General features: G+C 69.3%; 18 protein-coding genes. 13 read left to right on the top strand and 5 right to left on the bottom strand.

What is annotated here, in order from left to right:
- The first annotated feature begins 101 nt into the window (after positions 1 to 101).
- From ED208_RS13845 to astD, 3 genes are read left to right on the top strand one after another with little or no spacing between them, the layout of a single operon-like run.
- Positions 102 to 329 carry an AbrB/MazE/SpoVT family DNA-binding domain-containing protein gene (locus ED208_RS13845; RefSeq protein WP_123212517.1) on the top strand — a complete coding sequence of 76 codons (228 nt, stop codon included), beginning with the start codon at positions 102 to 104 and terminating at the stop codon, positions 327 to 329.
- A gap of 10 nt (positions 330 to 339) precedes the next feature.
- Positions 340 to 759, top strand: a complete 420-nt coding sequence (locus ED208_RS13850; protein ID WP_199720624.1) for a type II toxin-antitoxin system death-on-curing family toxin — start codon at positions 340 to 342, stop codon at positions 757 to 759.
- A complete protein-coding gene (gene astD, locus ED208_RS13855; RefSeq protein WP_123212518.1) occupies positions 756 to 2,228 on the top strand; it encodes a succinylglutamate-semialdehyde dehydrogenase in 1,473 nt (490 codons plus the stop codon). The genes ED208_RS13850 and astD overlap by 4 nt, the downstream gene beginning before the upstream one ends.
- A 251-nt stretch (positions 2,229 to 2,479) precedes the next feature.
- Here astD and ED208_RS13860 read toward each other — a convergent pair whose 3' ends face one another.
- Positions 2,480 to 4,465: a hypothetical protein gene (locus ED208_RS13860; protein ID WP_123212519.1), complete on the bottom strand. Its 1,986-nt coding sequence runs from the start codon at positions 4,463 to 4,465 to the stop codon at positions 2,480 to 2,482.
- 22 nt (positions 4,466 to 4,487) lie between these two features.
- Entirely contained in the window at positions 4,488 to 5,486 is a 999-nt protein-coding gene (locus tag ED208_RS13865) for a hypothetical protein (RefSeq protein ID WP_123212520.1), read from the bottom strand.
- A 169-nt stretch (positions 5,487 to 5,655) separates the two neighbouring features.
- Here ED208_RS13865 and ED208_RS13870 point away from each other — a divergent pair, with 169 nt between their 5' ends.
- From ED208_RS13870 to astB, 4 genes are read left to right on the top strand one after another with little or no spacing between them, the layout of a single operon-like run.
- Complete coding sequence (locus ED208_RS13870) at positions 5,656 to 6,303, top strand: response regulator (protein WP_123212521.1); 648 nt, start codon at positions 5,656 to 5,658, stop codon at positions 6,301 to 6,303.
- Positions 6,304 to 6,330: 27 nt separating this feature from the next.
- Positions 6,331 to 8,739: a serine/threonine-protein kinase gene (locus tag ED208_RS13875; protein WP_123212522.1), complete on the top strand. Its 2,409-nt coding sequence runs from the start codon at positions 6,331 to 6,333 to the stop codon at positions 8,737 to 8,739.
- A gap of 25 nt (positions 8,740 to 8,764) precedes the next feature.
- Positions 8,765 to 9,475: a sensor histidine kinase gene (locus ED208_RS13880; protein WP_123212523.1), complete on the top strand. Its 711-nt coding sequence runs from the start codon at positions 8,765 to 8,767 to the stop codon at positions 9,473 to 9,475.
- Positions 9,476 to 9,520: 45 nt separating this feature from the next.
- Positions 9,521 to 10,873, top strand: a complete 1,353-nt coding sequence (gene astB, locus ED208_RS13885) for an N-succinylarginine dihydrolase (RefSeq protein ID WP_123212636.1) — start codon at positions 9,521 to 9,523, stop codon at positions 10,871 to 10,873.
- Between the two features lie 48 nt (positions 10,874 to 10,921).
- On the opposite strand, the gene ED208_RS13890 is transcribed toward astB, so the two are convergent.
- Positions 10,922 to 11,995 carry a hypothetical protein gene (locus ED208_RS13890; RefSeq protein WP_158608565.1) on the bottom strand — a complete coding sequence of 358 codons (1,074 nt, stop codon included), beginning with the start codon at positions 11,993 to 11,995 and terminating at the stop codon, positions 10,922 to 10,924.
- Positions 11,996 to 12,063: 68 nt separating this feature from the next.
- Positions 12,064 to 12,774, bottom strand: a complete 711-nt coding sequence (locus tag ED208_RS13895; protein ID WP_123212525.1) for a sensor histidine kinase — start codon at positions 12,772 to 12,774, stop codon at positions 12,064 to 12,066.
- A 143-nt stretch (positions 12,775 to 12,917) separates the two neighbouring features.
- Here ED208_RS13895 and ED208_RS13900 point away from each other — a divergent pair, with 143 nt between their 5' ends.
- From ED208_RS13900 to ED208_RS13925, 6 genes are all read left to right on the top strand, one after another.
- Positions 12,918 to 13,559, top strand: a complete 642-nt coding sequence (locus ED208_RS13900) for a response regulator (protein WP_123212526.1) — start codon at positions 12,918 to 12,920, stop codon at positions 13,557 to 13,559.
- A gap of 111 nt (positions 13,560 to 13,670) precedes the next feature.
- A complete protein-coding gene (locus ED208_RS13905; protein WP_123212527.1) occupies positions 13,671 to 14,321 on the top strand; it encodes an outer membrane beta-barrel protein in 651 nt (216 codons plus the stop codon).
- A 74-nt stretch (positions 14,322 to 14,395) separates the two neighbouring features.
- The gene (locus ED208_RS13910) at positions 14,396 to 14,854 is read left to right on the top strand and encodes a GNAT family N-acetyltransferase (protein WP_123212528.1); all 459 of its coding nucleotides are present in this window, start codon (positions 14,396 to 14,398) and stop codon (positions 14,852 to 14,854) included.
- A gap of 54 nt (positions 14,855 to 14,908) precedes the next feature.
- Entirely contained in the window at positions 14,909 to 16,663 is a 1,755-nt protein-coding gene (locus ED208_RS13915) for an ExeA family protein (RefSeq protein WP_123212529.1), read from the top strand.
- Positions 16,660 to 17,424, top strand: coding sequence for a general secretion pathway protein GspB (locus tag ED208_RS13920; RefSeq protein ID WP_123212530.1), 765 nt, complete (start codon positions 16,660 to 16,662; stop codon positions 17,422 to 17,424). The genes ED208_RS13915 and ED208_RS13920 overlap by 4 nt, the downstream gene beginning before the upstream one ends.
- Complete coding sequence (locus tag ED208_RS13925; protein WP_123212531.1) at positions 17,424 to 17,753, top strand: YnfA family protein; 330 nt, start codon at positions 17,424 to 17,426, stop codon at positions 17,751 to 17,753. Before ED208_RS13920 ends, ED208_RS13925 begins: the two co-directional genes overlap by 1 nt.
- 833 nt (positions 17,754 to 18,586) lie before the next feature.
- Here ED208_RS13925 and ED208_RS13930 read toward each other — a convergent pair.
- Positions 18,587 to 19,792, bottom strand: a complete 1,206-nt coding sequence (locus ED208_RS13930; protein WP_123212532.1) for an acetylornithine/succinyldiaminopimelate transaminase — start codon at positions 19,790 to 19,792, stop codon at positions 18,587 to 18,589.
- Positions 19,793 to 20,117 lie beyond the last annotated feature (325 nt).

Raw genomic sequence — 20,117 nt, forward strand, 5'->3', positions numbered from 1 at the left:
GACTGATGCGTACCGTCTGTCGTCCTGAGCGGGTCGAGGTTGTTAAACATTGTTTTACTGCGGGCTATACTCTCCCCAGCCTCTCTCCGCATAGAGCCCTTATGCTCAAAACCATCAGCAAGATCGGCAACTCCCAGGGGCTAATCTTCGACAGCGCCCTTCTGGACCTCGCAGGCCTGCGGGTCGGCGATCAGGTCAACATCACAGTCTCCCCGGGTGGCTCGATGGTGATCACGCCCATCCGCAAGGCGCCACCGTTGGCAGCGGTGCAGGCAACCATCGCCAAGACGCTGGATGACTACCAGGACACGCTGAAGAAGCTGGCCTGAGAGCTACCGCGTGAGCCTGACTCCCGACAACTGCACGCATCTCACCGTCGATATCGTCAAGACGCTGCACGATGCGGCACTGGCGCGCCACGGAGGATTGCAGGGCATTCGCGAAGAGGCTCTGCTCCAGTCTGCCGTGGCGGCAGCGCAGGCGACGTTCGGCGGACAGTCTCCATTCGCGGACCTGGTGGAAGTCGCCGCCGCCTATCTGTACTACCTGGCCCGCAACCACGCCTTCCTCGATGGCAACAAGCGCACCGCCATGCTGACGGCCATCGTTTTCCTGCGCATCAACGGTCTGCAAACGGCCGCTGATGGTCCCGAATGGGAAGCCTTGATGGTCGATGTCGGCGCCAGCCTGCTGGACCGCGACCGGACCACCGAGCGTCTGCGGGCGCTCGTCATCCTCCCGACTAACGAAACCCCATGACCACTCCCGTCCACTACCTCAACGGCCACTGGCTGCCCGGTCACGGGCCGGCCTTTGCCAGCGTCAATCCCTCCACTGGCGAAACCCTCTGGAGCGGCAACAGCGCCGACGCTCACGATGTCGATCTCGCCTTCAGGGCCGCGCGCCACGCCTTCGAGGCCTGGGCCGACCTGGGCTTCGAGGCGCGGGCGGCGATTGCGAAGAGGTTTGCCGAGCTGCTGAAGGCCAACAGCGAGCACCTGGCGCGCGCCATCGCCCGCGAAGTCGGCAAGCCGGTGTGGGAGGCGCGCACCGAGGTCGCGGCGATGGCTGGCAAGATCCCCATCTCCATCGCGGCCTACCAGGAGCGCACCGGCAGCCGCGAGCAGCCGCAGGAATTCGGCCGCCATTTCTTGAGCCACAAGCCGCACGGCGTGGTTGCGGTCTACGGGCCCTACAACTTCCCCGGCCATCTGCCCAACGGCCACATCGTGCCGGCGCTGCTGGCGGGCAATGCGGTGGTGTTCAAACCCAGCGAACTGACGCCGATGGTGGCGCAGGAAACCGTGAAGCTCTGGGAAGAGGCCGGCCTGCCGCCGGGTGTGCTCAACCTGGTGCAGGGGGAGCGCGCCACCGGCGAGGCGGTGGCCCAGCATCCGGAACTCGACGGTCTCTACTTCACCGGCAGCTCGCGCACGGGCGCGATCCTCAACCAGCAGTTCGCGGCACGGCCGGGGGTGATCCTGGCGCTGGAAATGGGCGGCAACAATCCGCTGATCGTCGGCAGCGACTTCGAGCTCGACGCCGCCGTGCACGAGATCGTGCAGTCGGCCTGGATCACCTCGGGCCAGCGCTGCACCTGCGCACGACGCCTGTTCGTGCCGCTTGGCGAGAAGGGCGATGCCCTGCTGGCCAAGCTCGCCGAAGCCGGCCGGAATCTCGTGGTTGGCCGCGCCGAGGACGAGCCGCCGCCGTTCATGGGGCCGTTGATTTCAGCCAAGGCCGCCGATGGCCTCAAGGCCGCGCACGACCGCCTGGTCGCGCTCGGCGCCACCAGCCTGCTGGCGATGGAAAAGCTGCCGCTGGGCCCGGCCTTCGTCTCGCCCGGTCTGGTGGATGTCACCGCCATCGCCGCCGAGGTGCCCGACGAGGAAGACTTCGGCCCACTGCTGAAGGTGATCCGCTACGCGACGCTGGACGAGGCCATCGCCCGCGCCAACGCCACCCGCTACGGGCTCTCGGCCGGCCTGCTCAGCGACGACGACGCCGAATGGCAGCGCTTTTTCCGCAAGAGCCGCGCCGGCATCGTCAACCGCAACAAGCCGACCACCGGCGCCAGCGGCAGCTATCCCTTCGGCGGCGTCGGCGACAGCGGCAACCACCGCGCCAGCGCCTACTACGCCGCCGACTACTGCAGCTATCCGGTGTCGAGCACCGAGGCGCATCGCCTCGCCAAACCGACCAGCCTGTCGCCGGGTCTGAAGCTGTAAGCGCGCCCATCGTGATCGACCTGCGCAGCGATACCGTCACCCAGCAGAACCCGGCGATGGCCGCAGCGGAAGTCGACGACGTGCTGGAGCATGACCCACCGCCCTGCGCCTGCAGCAGAAGGCGGAGCGCTTCGACTACGAGGCGGCGCTGTTCTTCGTCACTGGAACAATTCGGCCGGATCTTCCAGCACTGAATCGCAGCCAGCAAAAAGCCCCCGGTCAACCGACCGGGGGCTTTCGCTGCTTCGCAATCAGGGCGTGCAGCTGATCGCGTCGTTCGGCCCAAGGCCGACACCGGCGAGTACACCCGTCGTCTTCAGATCGGCATTGACCTCGACGGCCAGGCTGCGGAAGGCGCTGGGCTGAGACCAGGACAGCGTCGCCTTCTTCACCGTCGCGAACAGCAGGCCATCGGTGATGGTGTACAGCTGCCCCGAGGTGAAGGCCAGATCGCCGAGCTGCGCCGAGCCGTCGCTGGCGATGGTCAGTGTCCGGGCTGCGGTGGCGCCGCCCTGCGTGCAGTTCAGCGTCTCGGTGCGGGCCAGGTTGCCGGCGGCAACGCGGATGTTGTCGATCGCCGCCGAGGTGGTCGCCGGTGCGGTGTGGCCGGTGTTGAAGTAGCACTGGTACACCGAGCCGCCGCTGCGCACGCTGTTGGGATAGAACGTGCCGTCCTTCTTGAAGCCGATCACCACGTAGTCGCTGTTCGAGGCGGCCGGCGTGAAGGCGAGCGTGGTGAAGCTGCTCTGGTCGCCATCGCTCTTGATCGTGCCCGGATGCGTCGCGTCCACCAGCGCCGCGCCGTTGAAGCTGCTGCTGCCATCCTGCGCGACGCTGAAGTTGAAGCTCTGCGCCGGCTGCCCCTGCGAGGTCGAGCACTTCAACACATAGTCGCCGGCGACAACCCGCTTCAGCATCGGGCCGAGCACGCTCTTCGCTGCGGGCGGCGGCGTCGGTGGCGTGTAGCGGCCGGCCTTGTTGATACGGAACTTGCCGGTGCTGATGACGAGATCCTTGAACGGCTGGCAGGTGCCGCCTTCGCCGGTGCATTCCTGCGAACGCTGGCGCAGCTTCGCGGTGAACGTGCCCTCGACGTAGTCGTCGTTGTAGATGTAGCGACTCTCGAAGGCGCCGACATGGGTCAGCGTCAGCGAGCAGCTGTAGCCTTCCAGCAGCGGCCGCTGATCCGGATCGGCGGCGTCGCCGAAGGACACATAGGTCTTTCGCGGATTGGTGATGCCGTTGAAGGTCACCTGCATGTGCAGCTTGCTGGTGCCCACCGCGTCGCCACAGGCGAAGGTGCCGAGCTTGTTGGGGATGGTGTTGAACTGCACGCTGCCGTCCGGCCCGCCGTCGGTGCGGTCGCCCATATTGACGGCGATCTTGCCGTCGCCCTCTCCGTCGAGCACGGACACGCCGCCCTGCCCATCCGGCTGCAGCCACAGATGCGCGGCGCTGGCGTCGGTGAAGGACACGCCCAGCTTGTCGTCCGGCAGCGGCGTCCCGACCGGCGGCTCGGGCTCTTCCGGGTCCATCGGCGCGGTCACGCCACCGCCGCCGGTATAGCTGCTGCGACCGGTCTCATAGCTGCGGCCGGCGTCGTCCAGCGCCTGACGGTAGGCCTCCAGCAACTGGTCGTAGGCGTCGGTGGCACCGCCCGCGACGATAGCCGCAGTGAAGGGATCGAAATCACCCGCCGGCAGCGTGTAGCCGGCGTCGGTGAAGGCGGTGCGCAGGTTGGCGATGGCCGCCGCCAGACCGTCGGCGACCTGCTGGCGCTGGGCGTCGGTGGCGCTGGCATACCAGGCTTCCAAGACGCTGCCGGTGGCGCTGTTCACCGCCGCCGCCAGCGCCAGATCACTGATCGGCGTGAGATTGGCGGTGCTGGCGGTGCCGCTGCCGGCGCGGGCCAGGGAGTAGAACACCGAGGCATTGGCGACACCGCCAACGGTGCCGCCGGAGATCCGCACCGCGCAAGGCAGCGAGGCGCTGGGCACGCTGGCGCTCCAGCGGCCGTCGGCGCCGCTGACCGCATTGGCGCCAAGGCCGCCGCCGCAGCGCAGGGCGACATTGCCGCCGCTGATCGCTGCGCCAGTGGCGGCGACGCCGCTGACCGTCGTGCTCGGCGCGGGCGGGCTCAGCTCGACGTAGTCGCCGTTGCTGCCACAGGCGGCAAGCGCAGCGCTGGCGAGCAGCAGCAGGGAGTGGACGAGGGGTTTGCGGGTCGGTCTGTACATGGGGTCTTCCTTGGTGTGCGGTTCAGCGGGCGGCTGCGAGCGCGCCGGTGAAGGCGGCAGTCGCCTGCCGCAGCAGGGCATCGAGATCCTGGCGATAGGCCTCGGCACTGGACGGGGTGGCGTCGCTGCGCTTGGTCTTTTGGCCGAAGCCGCCGAACAGCTCGCCCATCGCGTTCATCGCGCCATCGCTCTTCTTGTCGCCGCTGGTGGTGGCGTCCTGCAGCGCGAAGATGTTGGTGGCGCTGCTCAGCGGCTTGTCGAGATACAGCGCGCCGCTGTGGCGCGGACGGCTGCTGCTGGTGAAGGTGCGCGCGCCAGCGCTGGTCACGAACTGCCACTCGCTGTCGAGCGGGAACAGCACATTGCCCGGCTCGATGGCCGCGCGCGCGGTGCTGCCGCCGAACAGTGCGTTGTTCTTGCTCGCCGAGGGCAGGCCGAAGCCGACCAGATAGTGCACGTGCAGCAGGGTCGCGCCGAGCGACTTCGCCAGCTCGCCCTCCTTGGCACCACGGCCCTGGTTCTGCGCGTCGGTGCGCTGGCCGAAGTCGCCACGGTTGGTGACGATGCTGGACGAGAAATAGGCCGGCATGCCGGCCGGTGCGACGACCTGGCTGATCATCGGCTTGCCCTTGACCACGCTGGAATCGGTGAACGTCCACGGCGAGGTCTGGCCGTACTTCTCGGCGAGCTTCTGGTAGAGCGGATCGGCGCTGACCACGGCCGGGTCCAGCACCTCGAAGCCGGCGGCCTTGAGGCTGGCGACGGTGTCGGCATAGGCCTGGTCGGTGATTGCCTGGAAGTCTTCGGCGCCAACGCCGTTGAGCACCGAGGTGACCTGCGCATTGGCGCCGCCCTGACGGCCTTCGGCATGGATCTGGGTGTAGAACTCGACCGCGAATTCGGTGATGGCCAGCTTCTGCGTACCCTTGAACGCCGAGGCCTTGTCGTCGCCAATGTCGGGAGCGGAATGGGCCAGCACCGGCAGCAACAGGCTGGCGGCAAGCAGCGGAGCGAATTTCATCGGCGGTTCTCGAACGGGGCCCCGGACGGGGCGGATTGCAGACCGCAGGAACACTAAACAGCGGGCTCCGCCGCAGACATAACCAGAACAGGGGGTAAGGCCCGGATTCGCCTTGACGCCAGTGCCACCGCTGCCCAGTGTGGCGGCCAACCCACAGGAGAGCGGACGGATGCGGACTGGCCTGGTACTGGAAGATCAACTGCCGCTGGCACGCTGGCTGGTGGAGACGCTGGAGGAGTGCTTCCCGGGTATCCAGGTCCATCACGCCGCGACCCTGGCGGCCGGCCTGCGCCAGGCCAGCAATGCAGCGCCCGACCTCGCGCTGGTCGATCTCGGCCTGCCCGACGGCTCCGGCATCGAGCTGATCCGGGATCTGGTCAACCGCCACCCGGCCTGCCACGTCGTGGTCACCACCATCTATGCCGACGACCAGCACCTGTTCGCGGCGCTGCGGGCCGGCGCGCAGGGCTATCTGCTCAAGGACCAGCCCCGGGAAAAGACCATGCAGGCCCTGCGCGGCATCACCGCCGGCGAGCCGCCGCTGTCGGCCAGCATCGCGCGCCGGCTGCTGCGGGTGTTCGGCGAGCAGGCTGGCCAGACCGAGGCGGCGGAAAAGCGGCTGACCCCGCGCGAGACCGAAACCCTGTCGCTGATCGCCAAGGGCTACAAGATCGCCGAAGTGGCGGCCAGCCTCGGCGTCAGCCACCACACCGCCCACGAATTCATCAAGAGCGTCTACCGCAAGCTCAAGGTCAGCAGCCGCGCCGAGGCGGCCCTGGAAGCCACCCGCCTGGGGCTGGTCAACCCGCACCTGTAGACTGACCGCCCTGATCCGCTGGCCGCCATGACTCCGAACAACAATGCAGCGGCCGACGCCGGCCAGACCGCCCTCCCCGCCCGCATCGGCCCCTACCGCATCCTCGGCCTGCTCGGCGAAGGCGCCAGCGGCCGGGTCTATCTGGCCGAGGAAAGCGAGCCGCCGCGCGAGATCGCGCTCAAGGTGCTGCGCACCGCCAGCCTGCCGGCGGAAGCACAGCAGCGCTTCCGCCGCGAGGCCGAGCTGCTGGCCCGGCTGGAACACCCGGCCATCGCCCGTCTGTATGCCGCCGGCGTCGCCGACAGCGAGGCCGGCCCGCTGCCTTATCTGGCGATGGAACGCGTCCACGGCCAGGACCTCCTGCACTACGCCGCCAGCCGCGCGCTGAGCCTGGAGCAGAAGCTGGCGCTGCTCGCCGAGATCGGCCGCGCCGTGCACTACGCGCACAGCCGTGGCGTGGTGCACCGTGACCTGAAGCCCGCCAACATCCTAGTTGACGCCGAAGGCCGGCCGCACATCCTCGACTTCGGCGTTGCCCACATGGTGCGCGAGGACGCCGGCCTGACCGTCGACGGCCAGGTGCTGGGCACCGTGCCCTACATGAGCGCCGAACAACTGGCCGGCAGCCGCCAGGCCGGCGACCCGCGCAGCGATGTCTACGCCCTGGGCGTGATCGCCTACCAGTTGCTGAGCGGCGTGCTGCCCTACCCGGGGCTCTCGACCTCGACGGTGATGGAGGCCATCGCGGTGCTGCGGCAGTCGCGCGCCGAGCGCCTGTCCAGACACCTGCCGGCCGCGCGTGGCGACACCGAAACCGTGGTGATGAAGGCGATGGCAGCGGAAGCGGCGCAGCGCTACGGCTCCGCCGCCGAACTCGCCGACGAGTTGGAGCGGGTCCGCGATCACCAGCCGATTGCGGCGCGGCCGCCGACCGCCGGCTACCTGCTGGGCCTGTTCGTGCGCCGGCACCGCGCGCTGAGCGCGGCACTGGCGGTGGCACTGCTGGCCCTGATCGTCGGCAGCCTGGTCTCGCTGCGCTACGGCCTGGCCGAGGCGGCGGCGCGACGGCAGGCCGACGCCAGCAACGCCTTTCTGGAAAAGATGCTCACCGCCGCCGATCCCGATCAGGATCTCGGCCGCGACCTGCGCGTGCGCGAACTGCTCGACGCCGCACGCCTCAACCTACGCAGCGAGACGGACCCGGTGGTGGCAGCCAGCCTGCACCGCACGCTCGGCGCGACCTACCTGAGCCTGGCGGAGACCGACGTTGCGCTGGAGCTGCTGTCGCGCGCCATCGAGCTGTCGGCCGCCGCCGAAGGCGAAGACGCGCTCGCCACCCGTCAGGCGCGGCTCGCTCACGGCAAGGCGCTGCTGCAGAAGACCCGTTTCGCCGACGCCGACCGCGAGCTGGACGCCCTGATCGCGCTGCCGTCCCACGACGAGGCCGAGTGGCGGCTGCACTACGCCGCCCAGCGCGAGCGGGCGATCAGCGCCCTGGAGCAGGGCAACGGCGACGATGGCGAGGCGCGGCTGCGGGCCGAACGCGACGCGCTCGCCGACCGCTTCGGCGCCGAGGACTCGCAGACCCTGGTGGCCGCCGCCGACCATGCGGCGGTGATGCAGATCAACGGCAAGGCCAAGGAAGCCCTGCCCGAACAGGAGCGCTTGCTGGCGATCCAGACCCGCCGCCTGGGTGCCGACGATCCCGAGACCCTGGACGTGCAGGGAAGTCTCGCCACGACCCTTTCGGACCTCGACCAGATCGACCGCTCGCTGCCGCTGATGCGCGACGTACTGGCGCGCGAACGGCGCATCTACGGCGGCACGCATCCGAAGACGCTGATCAGCCTGCAGAACCTCGCCAGCCAGACCAAGGCGGCGGGACTCAACGACGAGAGCCTCGCCCTGCGCACCGAGCTGCTGGCCGGCTCCCGGGCACGCTTCGGCAGCAACCACCAACGCAGCATCGCGGCGATGGCGATGATGGCCAATCTGCAGTCCGACATCGGCCAGCAGGCCGAGGCGGAACGCAACTACCGCGACGCCATCGCCGCCGCACGCAGCGATCCCAGCCTCAACGAGGCCGGCATCATTCCGCGCGCCAACCTCGCCACACTGCTGATGAAGCAGAAGCGCCTCGCCGAGGCACGCGACCAGTACCGCGAGGTACTGGTCGATGCCCGTGCCCGCTACGGCAGCGACGACTGGCGCACCGCCGCCTTCGGCGCCAACTACGGCGACTGTCTTTTCCAGTTGGGCGATGCGGCCGGCGCGCGTACCGAGCTGGAGGCGAGCCTGAAGGTGCTCACCGAGCATCTCGGCGCCGACCACGACCGCAGCCGCGACACCCGCGAGAAGCTGCGCAAGGTCTACCGGGCGCTCGGTCTGCAGGCCGAAGCGGATGCCCTGCCGACGGCGGCGACACCCAAAAACTGAGACCGCAAGCTGGCATCATCGGGGCATGTCCTGGCTTGCTCTGATCATCACCGCCGCCCTGGCCCTGGTCGCCGCCCTGCTCTGGCGGCGGCAGCGCCGACTCCAGGACGAGCTGGTGCGGTTGCGCGGCGCCCTGGCGACCGACGTCGCCAGCGAGCGCCTGAAGGCCGCCGCCGAGGAACGCCGCCGCCTGCTCGCTGACCTGCACGACGACATCGGCGCCAAGCTGCTGAATCTGGTGCATGCGCTGGAACGGCCCGAGCAGGCCGACCTGGTGCGCTCGGTGGTGCAGGACTTCCGCGACGTGGTCAGCCGCACCAATCAGGACGCCTGCACGCTGCTGCAGGCACTCGGCCAGATCCGCGAGGAAACCGAGGCGCGGCTGGAGGCTGCCGGCAGCCGCCTGGACTGGCAGCAGGCACCGGACACGCCCGACCCCGACCTCGACGAAGCACAGGTGCTGCACCTGTTCCGCATCGCCCGCGAGGCGGTGACCAATGCCCTGCGCCATGGTCAGGCGACCCGCATCCGCATGCGCGTGCGCGCCATCGCCCGCACGCTGGTCTTCGATGTCACCGATGACGGCCCCGGACTAGCCGCCGCCGAGCTGACGCAGGCCAGCGGTCGCGGCACCGCCGGCATGCGGCACCGGGCGGAAGCGCTGCACGGCAGCATCGACTGGGCGCCGGGCACCACCGGCGGCACCAAGGTGATCCTGCAGTTTCCACTGCACTGACCGCAGCCGGTCGGTGCACCCCAGGAATGAGGAATAATGCCGCGCATGCCTACCGCCCCATACCCTGCGGCCCTGGAGGCCAACTTCGACGGCCTCGTCGGCCCCAGCCACAACTACGCCGGCCTGGCCCAGGGCAATGTCGCCTCGGCGAAGAACGCGGAAAAACCCAGCAATCCGCGCGAGGCCGCGCTGCAAGGGCTGGCCAAGATGCGGGCGCTGGCCGCGCTCGGCCTGCCGCAGGGCGTGCTGCCGCCGCAGGAGCGGCCGCACATCCCCACCCTCAAGGCCCTGGGCTTCAGCGGCCGCGACGGCGAGGTGCTGGCCAAGGCCGCCCGTGAGGCGCCGGGCCTGCTGGCGGCGGTGAGCAGCGCCAGCAGCATGTGGACCGCCAATGCCGCCACGGTTTCTCCCGGCGCCGACACCGCCGACGGCAGGGTCCACTTCACCCCGGCCAATCTCGCCTGCCACCTGCACCGCTCGCTGGAGCCGGCGACCACCGCGCGGGCGCTGACGGCGACCTTCCCGCCCGGCACCCATTTCGCCCATCACGCGCCGCTGCCGGCGACGCCGGCCATGGGCGACGAAGGTGCCGCCAACCACACCCGCCTCTGCGCCGACTACGGCGCACCGGGGCTGGAGCTGTTCGTCTACGGCGCCGCCGGCGACACCGAGCCGAAGCCGCAGAAGTACCCGGCACGCCAGACCCGCGCCGCCGGCGAAGCGCTGGCGCGACTGCACGGGCTCGATCCCGCGCGCGTACACCACCAGCAGCAGCGGCCGGAGGTAATCGACCAGGGCGTGTTCCACAACGACGTGATCGCGGTCGGCAATCGCGAACTGCTGTTCTTCCACGAAGAGGCCTTCGTCGATGCCCGCGCGCAGCGCGACTGGATCCGCGCCCGGCTGCCCGAGGCCGCGTTCGTCGAGGTGGCGACGAAGGACGTCAGCGTCGCCGACGCGGTGTCGAGCTACCTGTTCAACTCGCAACTGGTCTGCCTGCCGGGCACACCGGGCCATACGCTGATCGTCGCGCAGGAATGCCAGGAAAACCCCAGGGTCTGGGCCTGCATCCAGCGGCTGATCGCCGACCCGGCCTGCCCGATCACGGCGGTCCGCGTGTTCGACCTGCGCCAGTCCATGCACAACGGCGGCGGGCCGGCCTGCCTGCGTCTGCGGGTGGTTCTGGACGAGGCCCAGCGCGGCGCGGTGAATGCCCGGAGCTGGATCACGCCCGAACGCGCCGACGCGCTGGAAACCTGGGTGCGCCAGCACTACCGCGACCGCCTGGTGCTGGCCGATCTGGCCGACCCGGCTCTGCTCGACGAATGCCGCACGGCGCTCGACCGGCTCACGCAGATTCTCGCGCTGGGCTCGATCTACGACTTCCAGCGCGCCTGAACGACAAGGCCCCGGCGGTGGCCGGGGCGTCGGCGCCGCCGCTCCCGACTACTGGCCCGCGAGCGCCTTGGCGACCTCGGCGTTGAAGCTGGCGAAGCCGTTGAGGGCGGCCGCGCTGTAGGCGGCCTGGTCGATGGTGTAGGTGTATTCGGAGGAGCTGGACGAGATCGAGCCGCCGCCGCCCATCAGCGACAGCGCCTTGCTGAGCGCGTTGGCACCGGTCGGCGAGGTATCGACGCTGCTCAGCGTCCCGGCCTTGTCGCTGATGTTGACCACCGGCGCCTTGGTGACCACCCCTGGCAGGTTCCGGCCGCCCATGCGCACCTTCGGGGCGCCCATCCACATCGCGCTGGCATGCTGAAGGTTCATGCCCGGGGACACGCTCACCGAGGCCTCGATGCGGTTGAAGCCGCTGTCGGTCTCGCCCGCCGCCAGCGGGGCGTTGATGGTGTAGGTCGGGATCACGATCGCCGCGTCGGTGAACTTCGGCCGGCCGTACTTGATGAACTCGGCGAACACGCCGGTGAAGCCGACCTTGAACGCCATCTCGTCGCTGGGTGCGGCCACCACGTAGGTGTCGCGGCTGCCGACCACTTTCTCGGTCGGCATGCCCCAGTCGCCGCCGCCGGTATCGCGCGCGGCGGAGGCGACGTAGTCGCGGGATTTCACGTCGTCATAGGTCAGCACCGTGTAACCGGCGTCGCGCAGCCGCGCGACGAAATCGTCATAGGCCTGCCGGGCCAGACCCTGGGCATAGGCCTTGTCGATGCCGGCCACCTTGTAGCTGCCCTTGGCCTTCACCGAGTTGCCGCTGGCGCCGCCCAGCGAACCCAGGCCGCCGCCCTGCTTGGCGACGAAGACGCTGCCATCGACCAGCAGCTTCACATAGGCGGTTGGCACCACCACGACCTTGGCGTAGCTGGCCATGTCCTCGGGATAGCCGACGTTGACCGGCACCGACAGCGACGCGGTCAGCACGGCGGCGGGGGCCGCAGCCGTCGGCGCGGCCTCGACCGCGACCGTCGTCTCGGCACTGGCGGCGGCCTCGACGGCGGCATCCTGGGCATGGGCGGCTCCCAGCGGCGCGAGCAGGGCAAGCAGCAGCAGGCGGGACAGGGACATGGACGAACTCCGGCTTCGAGGGGCGCCGACACCCTAGGGGGCGCCCCGGAGCGACGCCTATCGCCGGATCAGGGGAGCGCCGGTGGCGCGAACACCCGCGCCCGCAGGATCACCTTGGTGCCGCCGAGCGTGCCCTCGTTCCAGCGGATGTCGCCGCCGAGGTCGGCGGCGCGCTCGCGCATGCCGCTGGTGCCGGCCCCCGCCCCGATCCGCGCGGCCTCGAACTGGCCGTCGTCGGTAATTTCCAGCATCAGCTCGACGCCGGCGCGGAACGCCCGCACCCGCAGCCAGCCGGCCTCGCCGTGGCGCAGGGCATTGCTCACCGCCTCGCGGCAGATGCGGATCAGGTGCAGGGTCTGGCTCTGGTCCAGCGCGACCTCGGGCAGCGCCGCGTCCTGCTCCCAGACCAGCTCGGCGCCGGCGGCCGCGAGCCGCTGACGGGTCTCGGCTTCGATCTCGGCCAGCAGCTGCCCCAGCGCCGCAGGCGGCCGCCGCGAGCGCGACACCACGTCGCGCAGGTCCTGCAAGGCGGCGCGGGCGAGGTCGGCCTGCGGCGCGGTCGCGGCGCCGTGCACCAGTTGCAGCAGCTTGGCGCCCAGATCGTCGTGCAGATCCTTGTAGATGCGCTCCCTTTCCCGCGCGGCGCCAAGGTCGGCGCTGGCGCTGGCTGCCGGCGTCACTGGCGGCGGGACGCGGCGCGCGCTGCGCCGCCCCAGCCACCAGCCCAGGCCGGCAGCCAGGATCAGGCCGATCAGCAGTCCGGGGATAGAGCCGTTCATGCCGGAGGCGGTGTTGCGGGTGGAGCCATGTGTGCTGCTCGCCGTTCGCTGCCCAAAGGGAGTGCAGACTTGCCGAAGCCGACACGGCGATCAAGCCCGCCGGCCGGACATGAGGCCGCCACGATGGGTTAGCCTTCCCGCCCATGGACGCCGTGCCTGCCCACATCCTGATCGTCGAAGACCTGGCCAGCAGCCGCGAATGGCTGGCTGCCGCTGCCCGGGAAGCCTTCCCCACCGCTGACATCCGCCTGGCGGCCAACGCCGCCGAGGCGCTGGCGGCGATCCAGGCGCCGGTCGATCTGGCGCTGCTCGATCTCGGCCTGCCCGACGCCCCCGGCCTGGGGGTGCTGCAGCGCCTGCGCCTGGCCCAGCCGCAGGCCAGCTGCGTGGTCACGACCATCTTCGACGACGACGAGCACCTGTTTTCGGCGCTCAAGCTGGGCGCCCGGGGCTACATCCTGAAAGACCAGTCGCGCGAGCAGCTGGCGGCGATGCTGAAGGCGATGCTCGACGGCCAGCCGCCGCTGTCGCCGAGCATCGCCCGCCGCCTGCTCTCGCAGTTCGCGGCCCCCATCCCCAGCGCGGCCGCCAACGACTCGCTCACCGAGCGCGAGCGCGAGGTGCTGTTGCTGGTCTCCAAGGGCTACTCGGTGCCGCAGGCGGCCAGGGCCATGGCGATCAGTCCGCACACCGCGCATACTCATATCAAGGGCGTCTACCGGAAACTGGCCGTAGCCAGTCGGGCCGAAGCGGTACTCGCGGCCAACCGACTCGGTCTGGTGTGAAGGCCACCCGCATCGCCCGGTGAGGAATACCGGGAACGGGGGATAGGCCGGACCGGCAACCGCCACTACGCTGCTGGCGACATTTCACCCACTTCTTCTTGAGGCCTGACCATGCGACTAAACGGATTTACCGCACTGCGTAGCCTGTTCCCCCTGGTGGCACTGAGCTTGTCGGCTCTGGCGCAGGCGGCGCCGGTCGGCGGCTGGACACTGGGCCTGCGTGGCGGCCTCAGCCTGTCGGACGCGCAGAGCGCCAAGCTCGACAGCCAGCTGGCGGCGCGCGGCCACGCCGTCAGCACCCGCATCGACAAGCGCGATACCGCGTTGATCGGCAGCCTGGGCTATCAGCTCAGCCCGCTGTTCAGCCTTGAAGCCTCGGGCGGCAGCCTGGGCAACTACGATGTCCGCCTCAGCGGCAGCAGCACCCGTCCGGCGGCGCTGCCAGGCGACCTCGCCGAACTCAAGCCCGCCGGCGGCCTGTTCATCGGCCTCGGCGTCCGCCAGGACCTGCCGATCACCGGCAAGCTCTCGCTGACCACGCGCCTGGGCGGCATCGCCTGGCGGCAGGAGTCGGAGGTCACCGGTACCAGCGGCAGCGAGAAGATCGACGACCAGGGTCTGGGTGTGATGACCGGCGCCGCGCTGAAGCTGGCGCTCGGCGGCCACTGGGGCCTGAGCCTGGGCGGCGACTGGTTCTACCAGAACGAGCGCGGCTCCATCGGCGTCGCGCAGGCCGGGCTGGAATACCGTTTCGGCCAGTAGCCGCCCTTACAATCGCTCACCGTTCTCCCGACGGCGCGGCTCACCCCGCGCCGTTTTTTGTTGTGGCCGCCGCGATGACCGAACACTACGCCTGGAAGCGCTTTCCCGAACTCCGCAACAGCGAGCTTTACGCCCTGCTCAAACTGCGCAGCGAGGTGTTCGTGGTGGAGCAGAACTGCGTGTTTCTCGACCTCGACGACCACGACCAGAACTCCGAGCATCTGTTGATGTGGGACGCCGACGGCGCGCTGATCGGCTACTCGCGGCTGCTGCCGCCGGGCGAGAAATACCCGGAATGCTCGATCGGCCGGGTGGTGGTGCCGCTGTCGGTGCGCGGCAGCGGCGCCGGCCGAAGGCTGATGGCGGAGAGCATCCGTGGCAGCCGCGAGCGCTTTCCCCAGGGCGCGATCCTGATCTGGGCCCAGCAGCGGCTGGAAGAGTTCTACGCCAGCTTCGGCTTCGTCCCCGTCTCCGAGCCGGAGCTGGAGGACGGCATCCTGCACGTGAAGATGCGCTTGCCAGCGCCGCACTGAGTCGGTAGAGGCCGGCTGCGGCTAGAATCCAGCTTCACCACTCCGCCTGCTGCCGTGTACACCAGCTTCTTCAACCTGCGGGAAGTCCCGTTCTCCATCGCCCCGGACCCCGCGTACCTCTACATGAGCCCGCGCCACCAGGAGGCGCTCGGGCACCTGCTGTACGGCACCGGCCAGTACGGCGGCTTCGTGCAACTGACCGGCGAGGTCGGCACCGGCAAGACCACCATCATCCGCACCCTGCTGGCGCAAAAGCTCCAGAACGTGGATGTGGCGATGATCCACAACCCGCGTCAGTCGGAGCAGGAGTTCGTGCAGAGTATCTGCGACGAACTCGGCGTGCGCTACGGCGAGCGCCCGAGCCTGAAGACGCTGGTGGACGCGCTCAACGCCTACCTGCTGGAGCAGCACGCCGGCGGCCGGCGCACGGTGCTGATCATCGACGAGGCCCAGCAGCTGGCGCCCGAGGTGCTCGAGCAGGTGCGCCTGCTCACCAACCTGGAAACCACCAAGGAAAAGCTGCTGCGGATCATGCTGATCGGCCAGCCGGAGCTGGCCGAGCTGCTGGCCCGCCAGGACCTGCGCCAGCTCGCCCAGCGCATCACCGCCCGCTACCACCTGACGCCGCTGGACGCGCTGGAGACCGGCGAGTACATCGCCCACCGCCTGCAGATCGCCGGCGGCGCCCGCGACCTGTTCTCGCCGGCGGCGATGAAGGCGGTGCACAAGCACGCCGGCGGCGTGCCGCGCCTGGTCAACGTCATCTGCGACCGCGCCCTGCTCGGCGCCTATTCGCAGGGCCTGCGGCAGGTAACGCCGGAGATCGTCCACAAGGCCGCCGAGGAGGCACTGGGCAAGCCGGTAGCTCCGCCGCGCCGCCAGCGCGACTGGCGTCTACCCAGACTGCCGCGTTTGCCACGGCCCTCGCTGCGCAGCCTGGAGATCGGGCTGGCGGCGGTTGGCCTGCTGGTGGCGGGCCTGCTGCTGCGCCAGTACTGGCCGAGTCCAACACCGGGCGTCGAGCCGGCGCCCGAGGTCGCGGCCGAGGCCGGCGCCGTGCCAGCGGCCGAGCCGCCGGTGGTGGTGACCGCGCCAGCGCCCGCCCCGGAAACTCCGCCCAGCGTCAGCCAGCCGACAGCGATCTCGCCCGCGCCCGCGAGTCTTCCCGTCGCTGCGCCGGTGACCAAGCCGAAGCCGGCGGCAGCGGCGGGCGTGCTGGAGCGGGTCCAGGCCGCCAGCGCGCCGCTCAGCAGCCTGATGCCGCGCCTGGGCAAGCTCTGGGACAAGGAATTCCGTGTCGGCAACGAGAAGGCCTGCCGCGCTCTGCACCGCTACCGCCTGGAATGCCTGAAGGGCAATGGCGAGTGGAGCGACCTGAGCGCGATGAACGCGCCGGCGGTGCTGACCCTCTCGGTGGGTGGCGAGCTGCGTTACGTGCTGCTGCGCGAGTTGAGCAGCGAGCGCGCCGTGCTGCTCGGCAGCCAGGGCAGCGGCAGCTTCGCGCTCAGCGAACTGGATCCGCTGTGGACCGGCGAATATCTGCTGCTGTGGAAGCGCGAAACCGACGAGATCAGCATCGGACCGGAGATTCGTGGCGAACCGATCCAGTGGCTGCGCCAGCGCCTGGCCGAGCGGCTCAAGCGCAGTCTCGGCGACCCGCTGGACGGCCGCTGGGACGCCGAACTGCGCGAGGCGGTGCAGAGCTTCCAGACCATTCACGGCATCCGGCCGGACGGCATCGCCGGCGCCCGCACCCTGCAGGCGCTGTCCGACCGTCGCGGCAGCCCCCAGCTTCGGACCCGCCCATGAGCTTCATCCTCGACGCCCTGCAGAAGTCCGAGCGCGAGCGCCACGCGGGCCAGGCGCCGGCCATCGACGAGGCGCTCAGCCGTCCGCCGCCCGATCCACGCCGTGCGCGCGGCCGCAGCGAAGCCGCCTTGATGATCCGCACCGCGCTGGCGGTGGTGGCGGTGTTTCTGGTCGCGGGCCTCACCTGGTGGCTGCTCGGCACCAGCCGCCATAAGCCTGTGCCGGTGCCGGCGACCGCAGACGCGGCACCGGCGGCTGCGGCTGCGGCGCAACCGGCCGACAGCCCCGCCGAGTTGCTTGCCGAGGCGCCAACGGCCCTGCGGATTGATCCCGAACGCCTGGCGGTGCCCGTCGATGCCGAGGTCGGGCCGGACGCCGCCACCCTCGACGAGGTGCTCGACGACAGCCCCGAGACGGCGACTGACAGCGTGCCGCCGCCGGCGACCGAGCGCGCCGAGGTGTCGCCCGCCGTTGCGGCCGCTCCGGTGGTCGCGACTCCCACGCCTCCTCCGGCCGTGCGTGCGCCGGAGCCGATGCCGCTGAAGGACATGCCGCCCAGCTTCCGCAGCGAGTTCCCGGCGCTGAGCGTGCAGGTGCATGTCTACGACGCCAATCCGCTGCGTCGCTTCGTGCTGATCAACGGCAAGAAGTACCGCGAGACCGACACCCTGGTCGAAGGTCCGAAGGTGGTCGAGATCGTGCCCGAGGGCGTGGTGCTGGAGCATCGCGGCACCCGGGTGTTGCAGGAGATGCCGCGCTGATGGACCTGGCCCGCACGCTCGGGCTGTTCACGCTGACCGCGCTGGCCGAGATCGTCGGCTGCTACCTGCCCTGGCTGTGGCTGCGCCAGGGTCGCAGCGCCTGGCTGCTGCTGCCGGCGGCGCTCAGTCTGGCGCTGTTCGTCTGGCTGCTGACCTTGCATCCAACCGCTGCCGGCCGGGTGTATGCGGCCTACGGGGGCGTCTATGTGGCGGTGGCGCTGGTCTGGCTCTGGCTGGTGGACGGGGTGCGACCCTTGCTGACCGACTGGCTGGGGATTGCGGTCTGTTTGCTGGGCATGGGGATCATTCTGTTGGCGCCCAGGAGTTAGGGGCTTTCCGCGCGACGGCGAGCTGGTGTTGTTGGCTCGCCATCGAGGGTGGCGGTTTCAGTGATTCGCGCGCTCGCGCTCTGCTTTGTTCGTGCTGTTTGAGGTCTTTTTTTCGCCTATTGGCGACTCACTTTTCTTTGCTCCTGCAAAGAAAAGTAAGCAAAAGAAAGCAGGCCCCTGCGCAGCGCCCCCTGCGGGGGTTCCCTGCGATGCTCGGTCTCCGGGGGACGCCGGCGAACTCGGCGCCCTATAGGCGCCTCAAACAGGCGCCGGCTTCCATACCCCCGGAGACCTGCGCTTCTCGGCGCTACGAAGGGGACCGGAACGTCCACAGCACGGCGGTCTCCGCCCGCCGCCACCGCAACATCACCAACAACAGCAGACGCGCGCTTCGCTCGCGCGAGGTTGGCGAAGCCGACGAGCCGGAGTGCTTTTGATGTGGCTGTGGCTGGTGATGTGGCTTTTGACTTGCCCTCCCCCTTCGTGGCGCCGAGAAGCGCAGTGGTCGGGGAGTATGGAAGCGCCCGCATGTCTGAGGCGCCTATAGGGCGCCGAGTTCGGGCGCGTCCCCCCGGCCACGAGCATCGCAGGGACCCCCCGAAGGGGGCGCTACGCAGGGGCCTGCTTTCTTTTGCTTACTTTTCTTTGCAGGAGCAAAGAAAAGTGAGTCGCCAATAGGCGAAAAAAAGCTCGCACCAACAGCAGACTCAGCAGAGCGCGAACGCGCGAACCACAACCCAGCAGCAGGCGAAGAAAGACAGAGAAACAAAAAAACGCCGCGCTAATCAGCGCGGCGTTTCGTTACCAACTCAGGCACCCCAACCTCAATCCAGCTAAACCGAGGCCGTCAACTCCGCGCAAGCCGCGTCGAGCCGCTTCAGCCCCTCGGCAACCTCCGCCTCGGTGATGTTCAAAGCCGGCGCCAGACGCAACACATCCGGCCCCGCCACCAGCGTCCAGACCCCGTGCTTGAGTCCGGCGTTGACGATCTCCTTGGCCTTGCCCTTCCAGGCGGCGGTCACCGGCGCGCCCAGCAGCAAGCCCAGGCCACGCACTCCCTCGAACACCCCGTGGCGCTGACCGATGGCCAACAGGCCTTCGCGCAACTGAGCACTGCGGGCAGCAACATTGGCGCGAATCTCCGCAGTATTGATGGCGTCGAACACCGCCTCGGCCACCGCGCAAGCCAAGGGGTTGCCGCCATAGGTGCTGCCGTGGGTGCCGAAGGCCAGGGTCTCGGCGACCTTGGCGATAGCCAGCATGGCGCCGATCGGAATACCGCCGCCCAGACCCTTGGCGGTGGTCAGCAGGTCCGGGGTCACGCCGTAGTGCTGGTAGGCATAGAGCTGGCCGCTGCGGCCGTTGCCGGACTGCACCTCGTCGAACACCAGGAGGGCGTTGTACTTCGTCGCCAGCGCGCGGGCGCCCTCGATGAATTCCTGCGAAGCCGGCAGAATGCCGCCCTCGCCCTGCACCGGCTCCAGCACGATGGCGCAGACCTCGTCGCTCATCGCCGCTTCCAGCGCCTTGAGATCGTTGAACGGCAGGTGGCGGATGCCGCCCGGGATCGGCTCGAAGCCCTGGGTGTACTTGGCCTGGCCGCCGACGCTGACGGTGAACAGCGTGCGGCCGTGAAAGGCGTTGAAGAACGAGAGGATCTTGTTCTTGTGTGGGCCGATGTTGTTGCCGTAGCGGCGCGCCAGCTTGAACGCCGCCTCGTTGGCCTCGGCGCCGGAATTGCAGAAGAACACCCGCTCGGCGAAGGTCGCCTCGGTGAGCTTCTTGGCCAGCCGCAGCGCCGGCTCGTTGGTCATCACGTTGGACAGATGCCAGAGCTTGCCGGCCTGTTCGGTGAGCGCCTGGATCATCGCCGGATGGGCATGCCCCAGCACGGTGACGGCGATGCCGCCGGCGAGATCGAGGTAGTCACGCCCCTGCTGGTCCCAGAGTCGCGAGGCCAGCCCGCGCACCGGGATGATCTCGGCGGGCTGATAGTTGGGGACCATGACCTCGTTGAAGGTCTGACGGCTGACTTCCATGGGCGACTCCGCAACGCAAAAACCCGCGTACGGCACGCGGGCTGGGGTGGATGACCTCGCCGTCGGCAGAGGCGGCGAAGACAGGGGCGAAATCAGTAAAAACAGCTGCTTATCGGCGACTTCGCGTAGCGAATTATAGCGGAGCCGGCCGGCCGGAAACGGCACTGGCGGCGGCCAAGAACCGACGGCGGGAGGAATGGCGGCGGCGAGGAAAACTGCCGGCTGGGCGAGCGGATTGGGGTTGCGCGCCCTAAAACGCCTGCGAATGGCAAAAAGCCGACGCCCGATTCATGTAAAAAACCGCCCAGCACCTGACAAATAGTTC

Source organism: Stagnimonas aquatica (assembly GCF_003730135.1).
GTDB classification, from domain to species: Bacteria; Pseudomonadota; Gammaproteobacteria; order Nevskiales; family Nevskiaceae; genus Stagnimonas; species Stagnimonas aquatica.